This window comes from Paraburkholderia sp. CI2, assembly GCF_014201055.1.
GTDB lineage: Bacteria > Pseudomonadota > Gammaproteobacteria > Burkholderiales > Burkholderiaceae > Paraburkholderia > Paraburkholderia tuberum.
Genome location: NZ_JACHDL010000034.1, coordinates 1 through 16196, shown reverse-complemented (window position 1 = coordinate 16196; position 16196 = coordinate 1). Strand labels below are relative to the sequence as shown.

Here is a 16196-nt window from a genome sequence, read left to right as displayed (position 1 = left end):
CGTGGGCGCAGCAGTAACGCGCGCGCGGCGGCCTGGGCAGAAGCGCTACGGAACCCCGGTTCCGTAGCGCTTTTTTGCGCCTGAAAAAAAGCGGCGGTCCGTGCAGACCGCCGCTTTTCGGTTCAGCTGGGAGAGTCGATCAAGCCGCGTGCTGCGTCTTGCCCGCATCCGGCGAACGCCAACGCGCGAGCAGCTCGTTCCACTTGATGCGCACGCCTTTCAGGTTGTTTTCCTTCACATGCCCATAGCCGCGGATGCCGTCGGGCAGATTCGCGAGCTCGACCGCGAGATCGCGTTTCTGAAAAGTCAGCCCGCCGATCAGCTCACGCACCAATGCCTCGTATTCGCCGATCAGCGTGCGCTCGGTGCGACGCTCCCCGGTGTTGCCGAACACGTCGAACGCGGTGCCGCGCAGGAACTTGAGCTTCGCGAGCACGTGCATCGCGCGGAACATCCACGGGCCGTACTTCTTCTTCACCAGATGGCCGTGCGCGTCCTTCTTCGATAGCGTAGGCGGCGCGAGATGCAGGTGCAGCTTCCAGTCGCCTTCGAACGTCGCGTTCAGTTTTTCGATGAACGCCGGGTCGCTGTACAGACGTGCGACTTCGTATTCGTCCTTGTACGCCATCAGCTTGTGCAGGTTCTTCGCGACCGCCTCGGTCAGCGGCATTTGGCCGTCGGCGGAATCGAGCGCTTCTTCCGCGGCTCGCACCTGCGACACCAGCGCGCGATAGCGCTCCGCGTACGCACGGTTCTGCCAGGCGGTCAGATAGTCGGCGCGCTTGTCGATCAGCGGGTCGAGCGCCTTCGGCGTATGCAGCGCGATGATCTTGCCGCCCGCGCTGTCGGCCGGATCGCCGCGTCCCTGCGTTTGCGCGAGCTTGCGTACCGCAGCCAGATCGTGCGCGGCACGCCGGCCCCATTCGAACGCCGCGCGGTTCTTGTCCACCTGCACGTTGTTCAGCTCGATCGCGCGAATCAGAGACTCGTGCGTGAGCGGTACCCAGCCGCGCTGCCACGCATAGCCGAGCACGAACGGGTTCGTGTAGATCGCGTCGCCGAGCAGCGCGACGGCGAAGTGATTCGCGTCGACGGTCGAGACGTTGTCATCGCCGGCCGCGGCGCGCACGTCGGCTTCGGTGCTGCTGCCGGGGAAGCGCCAGTTCGGGTTCTTGATCAGCTCGGCCGTCGGCGTGTGCGCGCTGTTCAGCACGACGCGCGTGCGATCCGCGTGCATCCGCGACACGCATTCGTCGCTGGCGGTGACGATCGCGTCGCAGCCGATTACGAGGCTCGCTTCGCCCATTGCGATGCGGGTCGCGTGGATGTCGGCGGGCTGCTTCGCGATCTGCACGTGGCTCATCACGGCGCCGCCTTTCTGCGCGAGGCCGGTGACATCGAGCACCGTGACGCCCTTGTTCTCGAGATGCGCGGCCATGCCGAGCAGCGCGCCGATCGTGACGACGCCCGTGCCGCCGACGCCCGTCACCAGAACGCCGTACGGACGGTCGATGGACGGCAACTCGGGATCCGGCACCGGCGGCATTTCGGCGCCGGCGCCCGACGCCGCCTTCGGCTTGCGCAACTGGCCGCCTTCAACGGAGACGAAGCTCGGGCAGAAGCCGTTCACGCACGAGAAGTCCTTGTTGCAGGTCGACTGGTTGATCTGGCGCTTCGTGCCGTACTCAGTATCGAGCGGTTCGACCGACAGGCAGTTCGACTTCACCGAGCAGTCGCCGCAGCCTTCGCACACCGCTTCGTTGATCACGACGCGCCGTGCTGGATCGGGATACGCGCCGCGTTTCCTGCGACGGCGCTTTTCGGTCGCGCAGGTCTGGTCGTAGATCAGGATCGTGGTGCCCGGAACCTCGCGCAGCTGACGCTGCACGTCGTCGAGCTGGTCGCGGTGGTGAATGTCGACGCCGGGCGCGAGGCCGACGTTTGCCGCGTACTTCTCCGGCTCATCGGTGACGATGACGATCTTCGCCGCGCCTTCGGCGGCGAGCTGATGCGTGATCTGCGGCACGCTCAGCACGCCGTCGACCGGCTGGCCGCCCGTCATCGCGACTGCGTCGTTGTACAGCAGCTTGTAGGTGATGTTCGCCTTTGACGCGATCGCCGCGCGAATCGCGAGCAGCCCCGAGTGGAAGTAGGTGCCGTCGCCGAGATTGGCGAACACGTGCTTGTCGTTCGTGAACGGCGCCTGGCCGATCCACGCGACACCTTCGCCGCCCATCTGGCTGAACGTGCTGGTGCTGCGATCCATCCAGACCGTCATGTAATGACAGCCGATGCCGGCCATCGCGCGCGAGCCTTCCGGCACGTTGGTCGACGTGTTGTGCGGGCAGCCCGAGCAGAACCACGGCTTGCGCTCGACTTCGACGCGCGGCCGCGCGAGCGCCTTTTCCTTCGCCTCGATCACCGCGATGCGCGCGGCAATGCGGGCGCGCACATCCGATGGCAGATCGAACTTGTCGAGCCGCGTGGCGATCGCCTTCGCGATGATCGCGGGCGACAGCTCGTAGTGCGCCGGCAGCAGCCAGTTGCCCATCGGCACCGACCATTCGCCGCCCGCGCCGTCCTTCTCGTCGAACTTGCCGAATACGCGCGGGCGCTGCGCGTCGGGCCAGTTGTACAGCTCTTCCTTGATCGCGTATTCGAGGATCTGGCGCTTTTCCTCGACCACCAGAATTTCGTCGAGACCGCGTGCGAAGGCCTGCGCACCTTGCGCTTCGAGCGGCCACACGCAGCCGACCTTGTACAGCCGGATGCCGATGCGCGAGCAGGTTTCGTCGTCGAGACCGAGGTCGGTCAGCGCCTGGCGCACGTCTAGATAAGCTTTGCCGCCGGTCATGATGCCGAAGCGCGCATGCGGCGAATCGATTTCGACGCGGTCGAGTTTGTTCGCTCGCACGTAGGCGAGGCCCGCGTACCACTTGTAGTCGAGCAGACGCGCTTCCTGCACGAGCGGCGGATCGGGCCAGCGGATGTTCAGCCCACCGTCGGGCATCACGAAGTCTTCCGGCAGGATGATGTTGGTGCGGTGCGGATCGATATCGACCGATGCGGACGATTCGACCACGTCGGTCACGCACTTCATCGCGACCCAGAGGCCCGAGTAGCGGCTCATCGCCCAGCCGTGCAGGCCGAAGTCCAGATATTCCTGCACGTTCGACGGAAACAGCACCGGCAGCCCGCATGCCTTGAAGATGTGTTCGGACTGATGCGCGAGTGTCGAGGATTTGGCCGCGTGATCGTCGCCGGCGAGCACGAGAACGCCGCCGTGCCGCGACGAGCCGGCCGAGTTGCCGTGCTTGAAGACGTCACCGGACCGGTCGACGCCGGGGCCCTTGCCGTACCACATCGAAAACACGCCGTCGTATTTGGCGCTAGGGTACAGATTGACCTGCTGCGAACCCCACACGGCGGTGGCCGCGAGGTCTTCGTTGACGCCGGGCTGGAACACGACCTGATGCGCGGCCAGATGCTTTTTCGCTTTCCACAGCGACTGGTCGAGCCCGCCGAGCGGCGATCCGCGGTAGCCGGAGATGAAGCCGGCCGTGTTGAGGCCGGCGGCGCAGTCGCGTTCCTGCTGCAGCATCGGCAGACGCACCAGCGCCTGGATGCCGCTCATGTACGCGCGGCCGCGATCGAGGGTGTATTTGTCGTCGAGCGTGACGGAAGACAACGCGGCTTCGAGCGAGGCTCGCTGACCTGCGTCTAGCGGGGCATTCATTATGTGTACTCCTCCACTTCAGCTTGGGATCACCAAAACTTTTCTGGCCCCCGGCATCTCGTGAATGCTGGGGCCGGGGTCGTCATATTGACGGGTTTTAAGCGATGGTAGCACTGGTGGAAACCCGCCGCAGCGGATCAAAAATCGCCCCGCGCACGATCTGATTTCGGCCGGTTTCGCGACGAGTTGCCGACGTGTTGTCAGCAGTTGTCGCGGATTTCCGCCGGAATGGAGTTGTATTGCGCCTGCGCGTGTAACAAGCTGTAAAACCTACAAATTTGCGGAACCGCAGTGAAAACGACTGTCTAATCCCGACCTGCGAGCGATGCCGAACGCCGCGCATTCTGTGCAGCTTCTGGACAGCAGGGCAGTTAGAAAAGGAGTACGCATGAACACAAGAAACATCCAGACCTTCCTGATGGTTTCCGCCGCTTTCTTCGCGATGAGCGCGCCGGTGCGCTCGAATCCGGGCAGCACGGGGGCACTGTCGAACGCGATCATCCGCACGGCGCAGGTGGCGCCGGCGCGGGTCGACGGTGCGATCGGCAGCGATCTGTACAGGCAGAATTCATGACGCACCGCATCGCGCGCGTCTAGTGACGACCGGCCGCCGTTCCGAACAGAGCGGCGGCGTTGCAACGTAAAAGGGCGAGGATCCTGCGATCCTCGCCCTTTTTTCTTCTGCGCGCCGATCAGGCGCGAGTCTCCGTGGTCAGGTCTTGTCCTGCACGACGCCGCGGCGAATCTGATCGAGCTCGATCGATTCGAACAGCGCCTTGAAGTTGCCTTCGCCGAAGCCCTGGTTGCCCTTGCGCTGAATGATCTCGAAGAAGATCGGGCCGATCTGGTTTTCGGTGAAGATCTGCAGCAGCAGATCGTCCGGTGCGCCGTCGATCAGGATCTTGCGCTTGCGCAGTTCCTCGAGCGGCTCGCCATGATTCGGCACGCGTCGGTCGACGAGTTCGTAGTACGTGTCGATCGTGTCGAGCAGTGAAATGTCCGATGCGCGCAGGCCGTCGACGGTGCGGTAGATGTCGCTGCTGCCGAGCGCGATGTGCTGGATGCCTTCGCCGTGGTACGCGTCCAGGTATTCCTGGATCTGACCGGCGGTGTCCGAGCCTTCCTCGTTGATCGGAATGCGAATCTTGCCGCACGGCGAGGTCATCGCTTTCGACTTGACGCCCGTCACCTTGCCCTCGATGTCGAAGTAGCGCACCTCGCGGAAGTTGAACAGGCGCTCGTAGAACTCCGCCCATTCCTGCATGCGGCCGCGATGCACGTTGTGCGTCAGGTGATCGATATAGGTCAGGCCGTGGCCGACCGGGTTCGGGTTCGCGCCCGGAATCGGCTCGAAGTCGACGTCGTAAATGTCGATGTCACCGATGCTGTTCGGCGTCGCGCCGTTCTTGCCGCGCCAGCGGTCGACGAAATAGATCAGCGAATCGCCAATGCCCTTGATCGCCGGGATGTTCAGCTCCATCGGGCCGGTCTTGTTGTCGAAACCCCATGCGCCTGTTTCGAGCGCTTGGGCGTAGGCCTTCGCGGCGTCCTGTACGCGAAACGCAATCGCGCAGATCGACGGGCCATGCAAGCGCGCGAAGCGCTGCGCAAACGAATGCTTCTCCGCGTTGACGATGAAGTTGATGTCGCCCTGACGATACAGCATCACGTCCTTATGACGATGCCGCGCGACGGCCGTGAAGCCCATCCGTTCGAACAGCTTGCCGAGCGCTTTCGGGTCCGGCGCCGTGTATTCGATGAATTCGAAGCCGTCGGTGCCGACAGGATTTTCCCAAGTTGAAACCTGCATCGTCTGTCTCCAATTCCATGCAAGAGGGTTGCCGAGGCGCGCTGGCGGTGAGCGCGCGGGACGGTCGGCTGAGCGCGACCGGATGGGGCAAGTGTAGAACCGCGATGAAGACAAAAACTTGCGAACTTAATCACGCGTCGCTACGCTTGAGCCAGTTTATGGCTCTATTCGAACGACACGTGGCAGAACATGGCTATTGGCGAGATAGATGCGATCGATCGACGCATTCTGGCGATCCTTCAGGAGAATGGCCGGCTGTCGAATCAGGAGATTGCGGAACGGATCAATCTGTCGCCGAGTCCGTGCCTGCGGCGGATTCGCCGGCTCGAGGAAAGCGGCGTGATTCGCGGCTATGTCGCGCTGCTCGACGCGCAACGTCTCGGGCTTGACCTGCTCGCGTATGTCAGCGTGCGGCTGGAGAAGGGTGGCGGTCGCGCGTTCAGTCCGCATGGCGAGGCCACGCACGCCGATCTGTTCGGCGCGGCCGTGCAGACGTGGCCCGAAGTTGTCGCATGTCACGCGATGACGGGTGAGATGGATTACCTGCTGCGCGTCCAGGTGGAGGACATGGCGCACTTTTCGCGCTTCGTGCAGGATCAATTGCTGCGGCATCCATCGGTGATCGATGTGAAATCGAGCTTTTCGCTAGAAAAGATCAAGGAAACGACAGCGCTGCCCATTTTGTAGGCTTCACGCGCACGGTCCTACGCGTGGCGTTGATTGGGTACAGATAGAAAAAAGGCGACCTTGCGGCCGCCCCAATCTCATTTCCCCGTAGCGATTATTCAGGCAGCGACAGCCACCGGCATGAACGACTCGAACAGTCGCGATGCCTGGCGTGCGTGGCGCTTGAGCGCGTAATCGAACACGGCGGCCTGCTCCTGCAGCATTTCCGCGAGGATGCTCGACTGATCGGCCGGCGACAGCGTCAGATAGGCGTCGGCTTCGCCATACGCGTACTCGATCTTCATGCCGGCCTTCCTGGCGATGTGCATCATGGTCGAATTGCGCGCCAGGCAGTGGATGTACAGCGTCGTCACATGCGTGTTGCGGCTGCGGATCGCGGCGCGCTCGAATAGCCTCGAGCCGATACCGATGCCGCGTGCGCTTTCGAGCACGGAGACGCCGAATTCGGCGGTGCGCTTGTTGCCTTCGGCCGGCAGGTAGGCCAGATGGCCGACGCCGCTCAGTTCCAGCTTGCTGTTGAACACGCCGAACACGGTGTCACGCGTAAAGTCGATCGCGCGCACGTAGTTTTCGATCACATGGTTCGGCACGACCTGGCCGAAGCGCAGCAGACGGTCTTCTTCGTCGAGCGCGAGGAAGTGAGCAAGCAGGCGTTCGCGATCGGCGGCGGTGAGTTCACGGACCAGAGCGTGCGCGCGTTCAGCAGGCAGCGACGCGCGATCGTTCGGCGCGATCGGCTCGGTGTTGCGATGGGTCAGCATGTTCATGGTCGGGTTCTCCTTTTAATCAGGCGGCGTTGTGCACCGCAAAACCGATTTTAACGGAAACCTAAGCCATTCACTAGGGAAAACCCGTATCAAAAGTCGAGGTGAATACCTAGAGCGCTGGAACCCTAAATTTAATTATTTGATTTTAAACAGAAGTTAAAAGTGATCGTACGTTCGTGACACGATGCTGCATGGATTCCCTGCGCTGATTTATTTGGTCTGCGTGTTGTTGCTTTGCAACATCCAGTGCGCGGGTTGCGATCTGTTCAGACCATCGTCTACTTGGCGGGCGCGCTGCCGAGACCATGCTCGACCATGCCGACCACCTGCTCGGCGAACTCGCGATAGCCCATCCGGCCGTCCGGCTTGAGCCACGTGAAGGTCCAGTTGATCATGCCGAACACCATCATCGTCAGCGCGGTCTGGTTGTCGCGTGTCGCGCGTTCGGGATAGGCGCGCACGAGCTGCCGCGCGAAGGCGGCGACTACGTCGCGCTGACGGTTCAGGATGATCTCGCGCTGCGAATCGACCAGATACTTGACATCGTTCAGCAGCGCGACGTGCCGGCTGTGCGACGTCTCATACTCGGACAGGAACGCGCGGATCAGCTCCGCGAAGGTTTCTCGCTCGCTCAGTTCGCGCCGCTGGCTCGATCCTTCCACCTCGGCGATGATCAGCATCAGGCGCTTCGTGTAGCGATCGAGCAGATCGAACAGGATTGCTTCCTTGCTCTCGTAATAGTGATAGAGGCGCGCTTTCGAGGTGCCGCTCGCCGCGGCAAGATCGGCCATCGAGGTGCTTGGATAGCTGGTTTGCGCGAACTTCGCGGCGGCCAGTTCGAGAATCTGCTCGCGTTGGGTTTCGTGGTCGGGGGCTCGGGTGCGGGCCATATTCGTCTGTTCTTATCTTATTGGGGTGAGCAGGGGGCGGATGCCGCGCGCAGTTCGAGCGAGCGCCATACGTTCGCATCGCCGCGCAGGCGGATGCGCCGCAGCGCCGCGAGTTCGCGCATGCGCCACAGCACGATGCTGTCGCTGACGAGGAACCACAACCCGGCGGTCATCACATAGGCGGCGACGCGCGCGGCGGGCTGCCAGTCGTCGGTTGCGCGGTCGAGGATCAGCGCGTCGATTTCGGCAACACTGCCGCTCGTGAAGGTGTTGTCACGCCAGCGCCGCGTCTCGCCGTTCGCCTGTTTGACCTCCTGCCATTCGAGCGCGAGCCGGCTGATGCGCAGCACGGAAATCGGCGCGGCGTCCGGCAGGTGTGTCTGCAATACGTCCGGCGCAAACATGCCGACCGATGTCGCGCGATCCTTGCGGGTATGCGCCCACGCTTGCGGATCGGTGAGGTCGGCGATCGACAGACGCACTTCGTTCAAACGCTGCGGGCTGTTGCGCACCAGGTAGCAGACGCGGCGCAGCATCAGTTGATCGGACGCGCTTTCGGCGTGCCACACCACGAGATTCGCGGTGCTGCTGGCGAGGCCGTCGAGCACCGCGGCCTGTTCGCGGAACTCGCGCACGAAGTCGCGTTGCGTGTCCGCGCTGACGCGTTCCCAGAAGTCGGCGCGCACGTGCGGAGCGTCGTCGACGCCGCGTAACGGGCCGACCGCCAGATCGTCCCGCAGCGGCTGCACGCGATCGTCGCGGCCCGCCTGGTCCAGCGCGGTACGCAGCGACTCGGCGGCGACATCGCCGTTGGTGAGGTGAATCGTGCTCATGGGCAAGGGCTTGCAGTGACGTCAGCAGCTGTAACAAAAAGAGGCCGCTCGCCGACTGGAACCCGATGTCCCGATCGATGAGCGGCCCCTAGTTTAAGCGGATCGCGAAACGGCCGAAAGCGGTGGCGGACGTCACAGGAGGGCAGTCCGTACCTAGGCCACGAAAGCACTCGACTCAACGTTCGTCGTAACTGACGACGACCTTGTCGCTAACCGGATGACACTGACACGTCAGCACGAACCCGTCGCGGACCTCGTGTTCTTCGAGCGTGTAGTTCTTTTCCATCTTCACTTCGCCCTCGAGCACCTTCGCGCGACAGGTGCAGCACACGCCGCCCTTGCACGCATACGGCAGCGCGAGACCGGCGCGCAGCCCGACGTCGAGCACGCTCGTGCCCTGATACGGCAGGCGCAGCTTGCGGCGCTTGCCGTCGAGCACGATTTCGAGCTCGGCCGCGGGGGTGTCCGCGGTGATCTCGACGGGCGGCACGCCCGCCTGCGGCAGCGGCGTGCCGAAGCGCTCGACGTGCACCTTCGCGGGCGGCACGCCGGCTGCCTTGAGCGCGGCCTCGGCCGCATCCATCATCGGCGCGGGGCCGCAGATGAACGCTTCGTCGATCGCGTCGGCCGGCAGCAGCTGCTCGATGAACGCCGCGCATTTTTCCTGGTCGAGCACGCCGTTAAACAGCTCGACGTCCTGCAGGTCGTCCGACAGCACGTGATACAGCACGAAGCGGTTCATGAAGCGGTTCTTCAGATCCTCGAGCTCCTCGGCGAACATGATCTGGTCGACGCTGCGGTTGCCGTAGACGAGCGTGAAGGTGCTGCGCGGCTCGACTTCGAGCGTCGTCTTGATGATCGCGAGCACCGGCGTGATGCCCGAGCCGCCCGAGAACGCGAGGTACTGCTGCCCCTGTTCCGCGTTCAGGTGCGTGAAGAAACGGCCGTCGGGCGTCATCACGTCGATCGTGTGGCCCGGCTGCAGCGTGTCGAACGCGAAGTTCGAGAAACGCCCGCCGCGCACGCGCTTGATGCCGATGCGCAACTCGCCGTCGCGATCGTAGTCGGTGACGCCCACGCAGATCGAATACGAACGGCGCGTTTCCTCACCGTCGATATGCGTCTTCAGCGTGACGAACTGGCCCTGCGTGAAGCGATAGTGGTCGCGCAGTTCGGGCGGGACTTCGAAGGCGACCGAGACCGCATCGGCGGTTTCGGGGCGCACTTCGCGGATACGCAGCGGATGGAATTGCGGGGTCGCCATATCAGTACGGTTTGAAGTAGTCGAAGGGTTCGCGGCAGTCGAGGCAGCGATACAGGGCCTTGCAGGCGGTCGAGCCGAATTGCGCGAGCCGCTCGGTGTGCGCCGAGCCGCAGCGTGGGCAGCCTGGGGCCGGCAGCGCGCGCGGCACGAAGCGCAGGACTTTCTCCTGCGGCGCCGCTTGCGCGTGGGCGGCCGCGCCGCAGTTGCCCGTCGGCGGCGCGATGCCGTAGACGCGCAGTTTTTCGCGGGCTTCGGCGGTGATCCAGTCGGTGGTCCACGCCGGCGCGAGCACGGTGGCGACGCGGTATGGCGTGAGCTGCGCGGCCTCGAGCGCACGGCCGACGTCTTCGGCAATCTGCGACATCGCCGGGCAGCCCGAGTAGGTCGGCGTGATCACGACTTCGAGCGCGCCGTCGGCGGCGCGTCGCACGTCGCGCAGGATGCCGAGCTCGCGGATCGACACCACCGGGATCTCCGGGTCGGGTACCGCTTCGAGCACGGTCCATGCGCGCGTGAGCGCGGGATCGGGCGTGGCGGTCGTGGCAGCGGCGGCGTTCGCGGGCCGCGGGGCGGTCGAGGTCGTCATCGCGTACTCACCAGCTGGCGCCCGGATGCTGGCGCGCGAGGCTCTGCATTTGCGCGAGCACGAAACCCATGTGCTCCGAATGCTCGCCGTGCTTGCCCGTGCTCACGTGCCGCAGCGCCGAGGGCAGCGTCAGCGTGGCCTGGTCGAGCGTGGCGCGCACGTCGTCGAGCCACGCGGCTTCCAGCGCCGAGGTGCGCGGGCCGATGCCGGCCGCCGCGACTGCGTCTTCCACCGCGTCCGCACTGAAGAACTCGTACGTGTACGGCATCAGATAGTCGAGCGCGGCCTGCGCGCGACGGTGCGATTCGTCGGTGCCGTCGCCGAAACGGATCAGCCACTCGCTCGCGTGATGCACGTGGTACTGCGTTTCCTTGATCGACTTCGCGGCGATCGCGGCGAGCTGCCCGTCGCTGGAGCCCGTCAGCGCACCCCACAGATGCATCATCAGCGTCGCGTACAGGAAGTTGCGCACGATCGTGACCGCGTAATCCTTCCCGGCCTGCGCGGTGCCGGCGAGCGGCCCGTAATGCGGCAGCTCGGCGAGCGTGTAGTTCGCGAATTCGCGCTCGGCGCGGAAGTACGCGTAGTCGTCTTCGCTGCGCTGACGGCCGGTGAGCGGCGCTTCGAGCGCGGCCGCGTGCGTGTACAGGAGGCGCGCCTGGCCGATCAGGTCGAGGCTCATGTTCGACAGCGCGATGTCCTCTTCGAGGATCGGGCCGTGGCCGCACCACTCGGTGTTGCGCTGACCGAGGATCAGCGCGGTATCCGCGAGGCGCAGCACGTACTGGAGATGTGCGGGCGTAATGGGCGTAGTGGACGTAGTGGTCATGGCCGCGCTTACATGTGGTTGACTTCGTCGGGGAGCGTGTAGAACGTCGGGTGGCGATAGATCTTGTCGCCCGCCGGTTCGAACAGCTCGGCCTTCTCGTGCGGCGCCGAGGCCGTGATCGCCGAGGACGGCACCACCCAGATGCTCACGCCTTCCTGGCGGCGCGTGTAGACGTCGCGCGCCATGCGCAGCGCCATCGGCGCGTCGGCGGCATGCAGACTGCCGCAGTGTTTATGGTCGAGTCCCTGCTTGCTGCGCACGAACACTTCCCAAATCGGCCATTCCTTGTTCATTGCTGATCTCCTGATTCCTTTGATGTGCGGTGCCACTCAGGCGGCGTGCTGTTGCGCGCGCTGGCGCTGCTTTTCCGCGTGGGCGAGCGCGGCTTCGCGTACCCAGGCGCCGTCTTCATGGGCCTTCACGCGGGTCGCGAGGCGCTCGCGGTTGCACGGGCCGTCGCCATTGACGACGCGCCAGAACTCTTCCCAGTCGATGTCGCCGTAGTCGTAGTGACCGCGCGCCTCGTTCCATTTGAGGTCCGCGTCGGGCAGCGTGACGCCGAGCACCTTCGCCTGCTCGACGGTCGCATCGACGAATTTCTGGCGCAGGTCGTCGTTGGTGATGCGCTTGATGCCCCATCTGGCCGACTGGTTGCTGTGGACCGAATCCTTGTCGCTCGGGCCGAACATCATCAGCACCGGCCACCACCAGCGGTTCACCGCCTGCTGGACCAGCTCGCGCTGCGCCTCGGTGCCCGCCATCATTGCGAGCAGCGCGTCGAAGCCCTGGCGCTGATGGAACGACTCTTCCTTGCAGATGCGGATCATCGCGCGGGCGTACGGGCCGTACGTGCAGCGGCATAGCGGGATCTGGTTCATGATCGCCGCGCCGTCGACGAGCCAGCCGATCACGCCGACGTCGGCCCAGGTGGGTGTCGGGTAGTTGAAGATGCTCGAATACTTGGCCTTGCCCGCGTGCAGCGCGTCGATCAACTGCTCGCGCGAGACACCGAGCGTTTCGGCGGCGCTATACAGATAGAGGCCGTGGCCGGCTTCGTCCTGCACCTTGGCGATCAGGATCGCCTTGCGCTTGAGGCTCGGCGCGCGCGTGATCCAGTTGCCCTCGGGCAGCATGCCGACGATCTCCGAGTGCGCATGCTGCGAGATCTGCCGCACCAGCGTTTTGCGGTACGCGTCGGGCATCCAGTCCTGCGGCTCGATCTTGCCGTCGGCGCTCATGACCGCGTCGAAGCGAGCCTGTTGTTCGGGCGAATTCGCGTCCGCGTCCAGCGGGGCGACGTTGCCGGGGATATCGAGGGATTGGGTGTACATGAGGGACGCTCTCTCTGGAGGAGTGGTCTGTGTCGGCGTAGTATAAACCAACCGACCGGTCGGTTAATAAATTTTTTGTGCAGAGACGTTGGGGCTGATAGCTCATTGAGGGCGTCGAAGCATGCATGCTGGTTTGCCCGGTTTCGACGGGCCGGCGCTTCATGACCGGCCGTCACCCCGCGCCGACACTTACCGGTAAAATTGCGAATTGGCCGCGATTTGCGGCCCACTTGCGTCTCCGGTACTCATGTTACGTCTAAGCGAAATCAAACTCCCGCTCGATCATCCCGAAAGCGCCCTCGAAGCCGCCGTCCGTGCGCGCCTCACGGAACTCGGCGTGGCGCGGGACGGGCTCATCCGATACACCGTGTTTCGCCGCGCGCACGACGCGCGCAAGCGCGCCGACATCAAGCTCACCTACATCGTCGATGTCGAGGTCAAGGATGAAGGGGCCGCGCTGAAACGGCTCGCCGACGTGCCGCATTGCGGCGCGACGCCTGATATGCGCTACAAGTTCGTCGCCGCAGCGCCCGCCCAAGTGAGCACGCCGCGTCCGGTCGTCATCGGCATGGGGCCGTGCGGACTGTTCGCGGGTCTGATCCTCGCGCAGATGGGCTTCCGGCCGATCATCCTCGAGCGCGGCAAGGCCGTACGTGAGCGCACCAAGGACACGTTTGGCCTGTGGCGCAAATCGGTGCTGAATCCCGAGTCGAACGTGCAGTTCGGCGAAGGTGGCGCGGGCACCTTTTCGGACGGCAAGCTCTACAGCCAGATCAAGGACCCCAAACACTACGGCCGCAAGGTGCTCGACGAATTCGTGCGGGCCGGTGCGCCGGAGGACATCCTGTACCTGAGCCGGCCGCATATCGGCACGTTTCGTCTCGTCAGCATGGTCGAGAAGATGCGCGCGAGCATCCACGAGTTGGGCGGCGAAGTGCGCTTCGAAACGCGTGTCGAGGACATCGACATCGACAACGGCCAGGTGCGCGGGCTGAAGCTGTCGACCGGCGAGACGCTGCGCTGCGACCACGTTGTGCTGGCGGTCGGCCATAGCGCACGCGATACCTTCCAGATGCTGTACGACCGCGGCGTCCACGTCGAGGCGAAGCCGTTTTCGCTCGGTTTTCGGATCGAGCATCCGCAAGGGATCATCGATCGGAGCCGTTTTGGGAAATTTGCCGGTCACAAACAGCTCGGCGCAGCCGACTACAAGGTGGTGCACCACTGCAGCAACGGGCGAGCGGTTTATAGCTTCTGCATGTGTCCCGGCGGCACCGTGGTGGCGGCCACGTCCGAGCTGGGGCGCGTCGTCACGAACGGCATGAGCCAGTACTCGCGCGCGGAGCGCAACGCGAACGCGGGCATCGTGGTCGGCATTACGCCAGACGACTACCCGGGCGGGCCGCTCGCCGGCATCGCGTTCCAGCGGAAGTGGGAGGAGCGGGCGTTCGAGCTCGGTGGCGGTAACTATATGGCTCCAGGGCAGTTGGTCGGCGACTTCATCGCGGGGCGGCCGTCCACTTCACTCGGCTCGGTCGTTCCGTCGTACAAGCCGGGCGTGCGGCCAACCGATCTCAGCACCGCGCTGCCCGACTACGCGATCGAAGCGATTCGCGAAGCGCTGCCACAGATGGAGAAGAAAATCGCCGGTTTCGCGATGCATGATGCGGTGCTGACCGGCGTTGAAACGCGAACTTCGTCGCCGGTACGCGTGCGTCGCGGCGACGACTACCAGAGTGTCAACGTCAACGGGCTGTATCCGGCGGGCGAGGGTGCGGGGTATGCGGGCGGGATCTACTCGGCGGCAATCGACGGAATCGAGGTCGCCGAAGCGGTCGCGCTGAAGATCATGAGTCAGCAAACGGCGTGAGTCCGAGCCGGCACAGCCGCCGGGCGCCGGGGTAAGCGGACCTGCCTGCGATTGCCGGCGATTGCCGCGTCGTTCGGGCACAATGCGCGTTTCGCCTCGAACCGATCCTCCGAATGACCATTCGCACCCTGGCTGTCGCATGCGGCGCGGCGCTGCTCGCCCAATTTGCCCCGTTTGTCGTTTCCTCGAGTGCGTTCGCTGCCGAAGCGTCCGAGCATTGGGTCGTCGTTTGGGCGACCGCGCTGCAACCGATTCCACAGCGGGCCGAGTTGCCACCGCTGTATCGCGCGCCGGAAGTCGCCGGGCGCACCGTTCGGCAAATCGTGTATCCGACGTTGTCGGGGAGGGTGGCGCGAATTCATCTGAGTAATGCGTACGGCAAGACGCCTCTCGTCATCGACGAACTGCGCATCGCGCGCTCGGCCGGTGGCGCTGCAGCAGTCGAGGGCGCCGGCAGTCGGGTGACGTTTGGCGGTAAGGGCGCGGTCAGCGTCCCGCCTGGCGGCGAGCTGGACAGCGATCCGGTCGCGATCGATGTCGTCGAGGGCGCGCCATATGCGATCAGTGCGTTCGTGGGACCGGAGCAGCGGATCGTCGCATGGCACCGAGTGTCGAATCAGGTGAATTATGTGTCCTGGCCCGGCAATCACACCACCGACGCGTCCGCCACGGCGTTTCCCGGCCGCTTCACGCAATATGTGTGGGTCACGGGTTTGTCGGTGGAGGCGGCGGCACCGTCGCTTGCCGTGGCCGCGATCGGCGACTCGATCACCGACGGCATGCGCTCCACCCTCAACCAGAACCGTCGCTGGCCGGATGCGCTGGCTCGGCGGCTGGCGGCGAGCGGCGCGCAGTCGACCGCGATCGTGAATCTCGGCATCAGCGGCAACCGGCTCCTGAGCGACTCGCCTTGCTATGGCGACGCGCTTGCGAGCCGCTTCGAGCGCGACGTTTTGCGACGTCCAGGCGTCAAAGCGGCGATCCTGCTGATTGGCATCAACGACATCAACTTTGCGGCAATGCCGCCTCATGGCGGGCTCGACTGCGATTTTCCTCATACGTCGGTCACGGCTGCCGATCTGATCGCCGGTTACCAGCGAGTGATCGCGGCCGCGCGGCGCAACGGTGTCAAGATGTTCGGCGCGACGCTGACGCCGGCGTCGCTGCCACCGGAGCGGGAAAACATCCGACTCGCGGTTAATCAGTGGATCCGAACTAGTCGTGCTTTCGATGGCGTCGTCGACTTCGACGCGGCGTTGCGCGATCGGGCGCAGCCGGAGCGTCTGCAGCGCGCTTTCGATAGCGGCGATCACATCCATCCAAGCGACGCGGGCTACGCGGCTATGGCCGCTGCAGTTCCTGTCGAGGTCGTGGTGGATGCGACCCGGAAGTGAGCGGCAACTTTTTTAAGCGAAAGCAAAAACGGGTATTGACGAGACGCGAAAGAGTCTCCATAATCTCATTTCTCTGCTGCAGACGCAGCGACGCAAACGAAGCAGTGCCGGGTAGTGGTGGTTCAGGTGGTTCAGGTGGTTCAGGCGCGGCGGGTTTGGCGGACCGATCTTTAAAAACTAACAGTCGATAAGTGTGGGC

The 16196-nt window shown here is 64.3% G+C and carries 14 protein-coding genes; 4 read left to right on the top strand and 10 right to left on the bottom strand.

The features are described from left to right. Positions 1-139: 139 nt before the first annotated feature. Positions 140-3736, bottom strand: coding sequence for an indolepyruvate ferredoxin oxidoreductase family protein (locus tag HDG32_RS32145; protein ID WP_184073526.1), 3597 nt, complete (start codon positions 3734-3736; stop codon positions 140-142). A 388-nt stretch (positions 3737-4124) separates the two neighbouring features. Between HDG32_RS32145 and HDG32_RS32140 the strand changes: the two genes are divergently transcribed. Further along, the gene (locus tag HDG32_RS32140; protein WP_184056361.1) at positions 4125-4310 is read left to right on the top strand and encodes a hypothetical protein; all 186 of its coding nucleotides are present in this window, start codon (positions 4125-4127) and stop codon (positions 4308-4310) included. A gap of 138 nt (positions 4311-4448) precedes the next feature. On the opposite strand, the gene hppD is transcribed toward HDG32_RS32140, so the two are convergent. Beyond that, positions 4449-5546 (bottom strand): 4-hydroxyphenylpyruvate dioxygenase, encoded by a 1098-nt coding sequence (hppD, locus tag HDG32_RS32135; protein WP_184073524.1) that lies wholly within the window; start codon positions 5544-5546, stop codon positions 4449-4451. Positions 5547-5735: 189 nt separating this feature from the next. Between hppD and HDG32_RS32130 the strand changes: the two genes are divergently transcribed. After that, positions 5736-6233, top strand: a complete 498-nt coding sequence (locus HDG32_RS32130; RefSeq protein ID WP_184034682.1) for an Lrp/AsnC family transcriptional regulator — start codon at positions 5736-5738, stop codon at positions 6231-6233. 98 nt (positions 6234-6331) lie between these two features. Here the strand turns inward: HDG32_RS32130 and HDG32_RS32125 are convergent, their stop codons facing one another. From HDG32_RS32125 to paaA, 8 genes are all read right to left on the bottom strand, one after another. After that, on the bottom strand, positions 6332-7000 hold the full coding sequence (locus tag HDG32_RS32125) for a GNAT family N-acetyltransferase (protein ID WP_184073522.1): 669 nt from the start codon (positions 6998-7000) through the stop codon (positions 6332-6334). Between the two features lie 278 nt (positions 7001-7278). Next, positions 7279-7890 carry a TetR/AcrR family transcriptional regulator gene (locus HDG32_RS32120; RefSeq protein WP_184073520.1) on the bottom strand — a complete coding sequence of 204 codons (612 nt, stop codon included), beginning with the start codon at positions 7888-7890 and terminating at the stop codon, positions 7279-7281. A gap of 17 nt (positions 7891-7907) precedes the next feature. Continuing rightward, entirely contained in the window at positions 7908-8723 is an 816-nt protein-coding gene (locus HDG32_RS32115; RefSeq protein WP_184073518.1) for a DUF1835 domain-containing protein, read from the bottom strand. Positions 8724-8898: 175 nt separating this feature from the next. After that, the gene (gene paaE / locus HDG32_RS32110) at positions 8899-9987 is read right to left on the bottom strand and encodes a 1,2-phenylacetyl-CoA epoxidase subunit PaaE (RefSeq protein WP_184034674.1); all 1089 of its coding nucleotides are present in this window, start codon (positions 9985-9987) and stop codon (positions 8899-8901) included. A gap of 1 nt (position 9988) precedes the next feature. Continuing rightward, positions 9989-10573, bottom strand: coding sequence for a 1,2-phenylacetyl-CoA epoxidase subunit PaaD (gene paaD, locus HDG32_RS32105; RefSeq protein ID WP_184073516.1), 585 nt, complete (start codon positions 10571-10573; stop codon positions 9989-9991). 7 nt (positions 10574-10580) lie between these two features. Continuing rightward, on the bottom strand, positions 10581-11402 hold the full coding sequence (gene paaC, locus HDG32_RS32100) for a 1,2-phenylacetyl-CoA epoxidase subunit PaaC (protein WP_184073514.1): 822 nt from the start codon (positions 11400-11402) through the stop codon (positions 10581-10583). Positions 11403-11410: 8 nt separating this feature from the next. Then, complete coding sequence (paaB, locus tag HDG32_RS32095; protein WP_018418671.1) at positions 11411-11695, bottom strand: 1,2-phenylacetyl-CoA epoxidase subunit PaaB; 285 nt, start codon at positions 11693-11695, stop codon at positions 11411-11413. A 36-nt stretch (positions 11696-11731) separates the two neighbouring features. Then, the gene (gene paaA / locus HDG32_RS32090) at positions 11732-12733 is read right to left on the bottom strand and encodes a 1,2-phenylacetyl-CoA epoxidase subunit PaaA (protein WP_184056337.1); all 1002 of its coding nucleotides are present in this window, start codon (positions 12731-12733) and stop codon (positions 11732-11734) included. A gap of 247 nt (positions 12734-12980) precedes the next feature. Between paaA and HDG32_RS32085 the strand changes: the two genes are divergently transcribed. Further along, complete coding sequence (locus HDG32_RS32085; protein ID WP_184073512.1) at positions 12981-14603, top strand: NAD(P)/FAD-dependent oxidoreductase; 1623 nt, start codon at positions 12981-12983, stop codon at positions 14601-14603. A 113-nt stretch (positions 14604-14716) separates the two neighbouring features. Beyond that, a complete protein-coding gene (locus HDG32_RS32080) occupies positions 14717-15997 on the top strand; it encodes an SGNH/GDSL hydrolase family protein (RefSeq protein ID WP_184073510.1) in 1281 nt (426 codons plus the stop codon). Positions 15998-16196 lie beyond the last annotated feature (199 nt).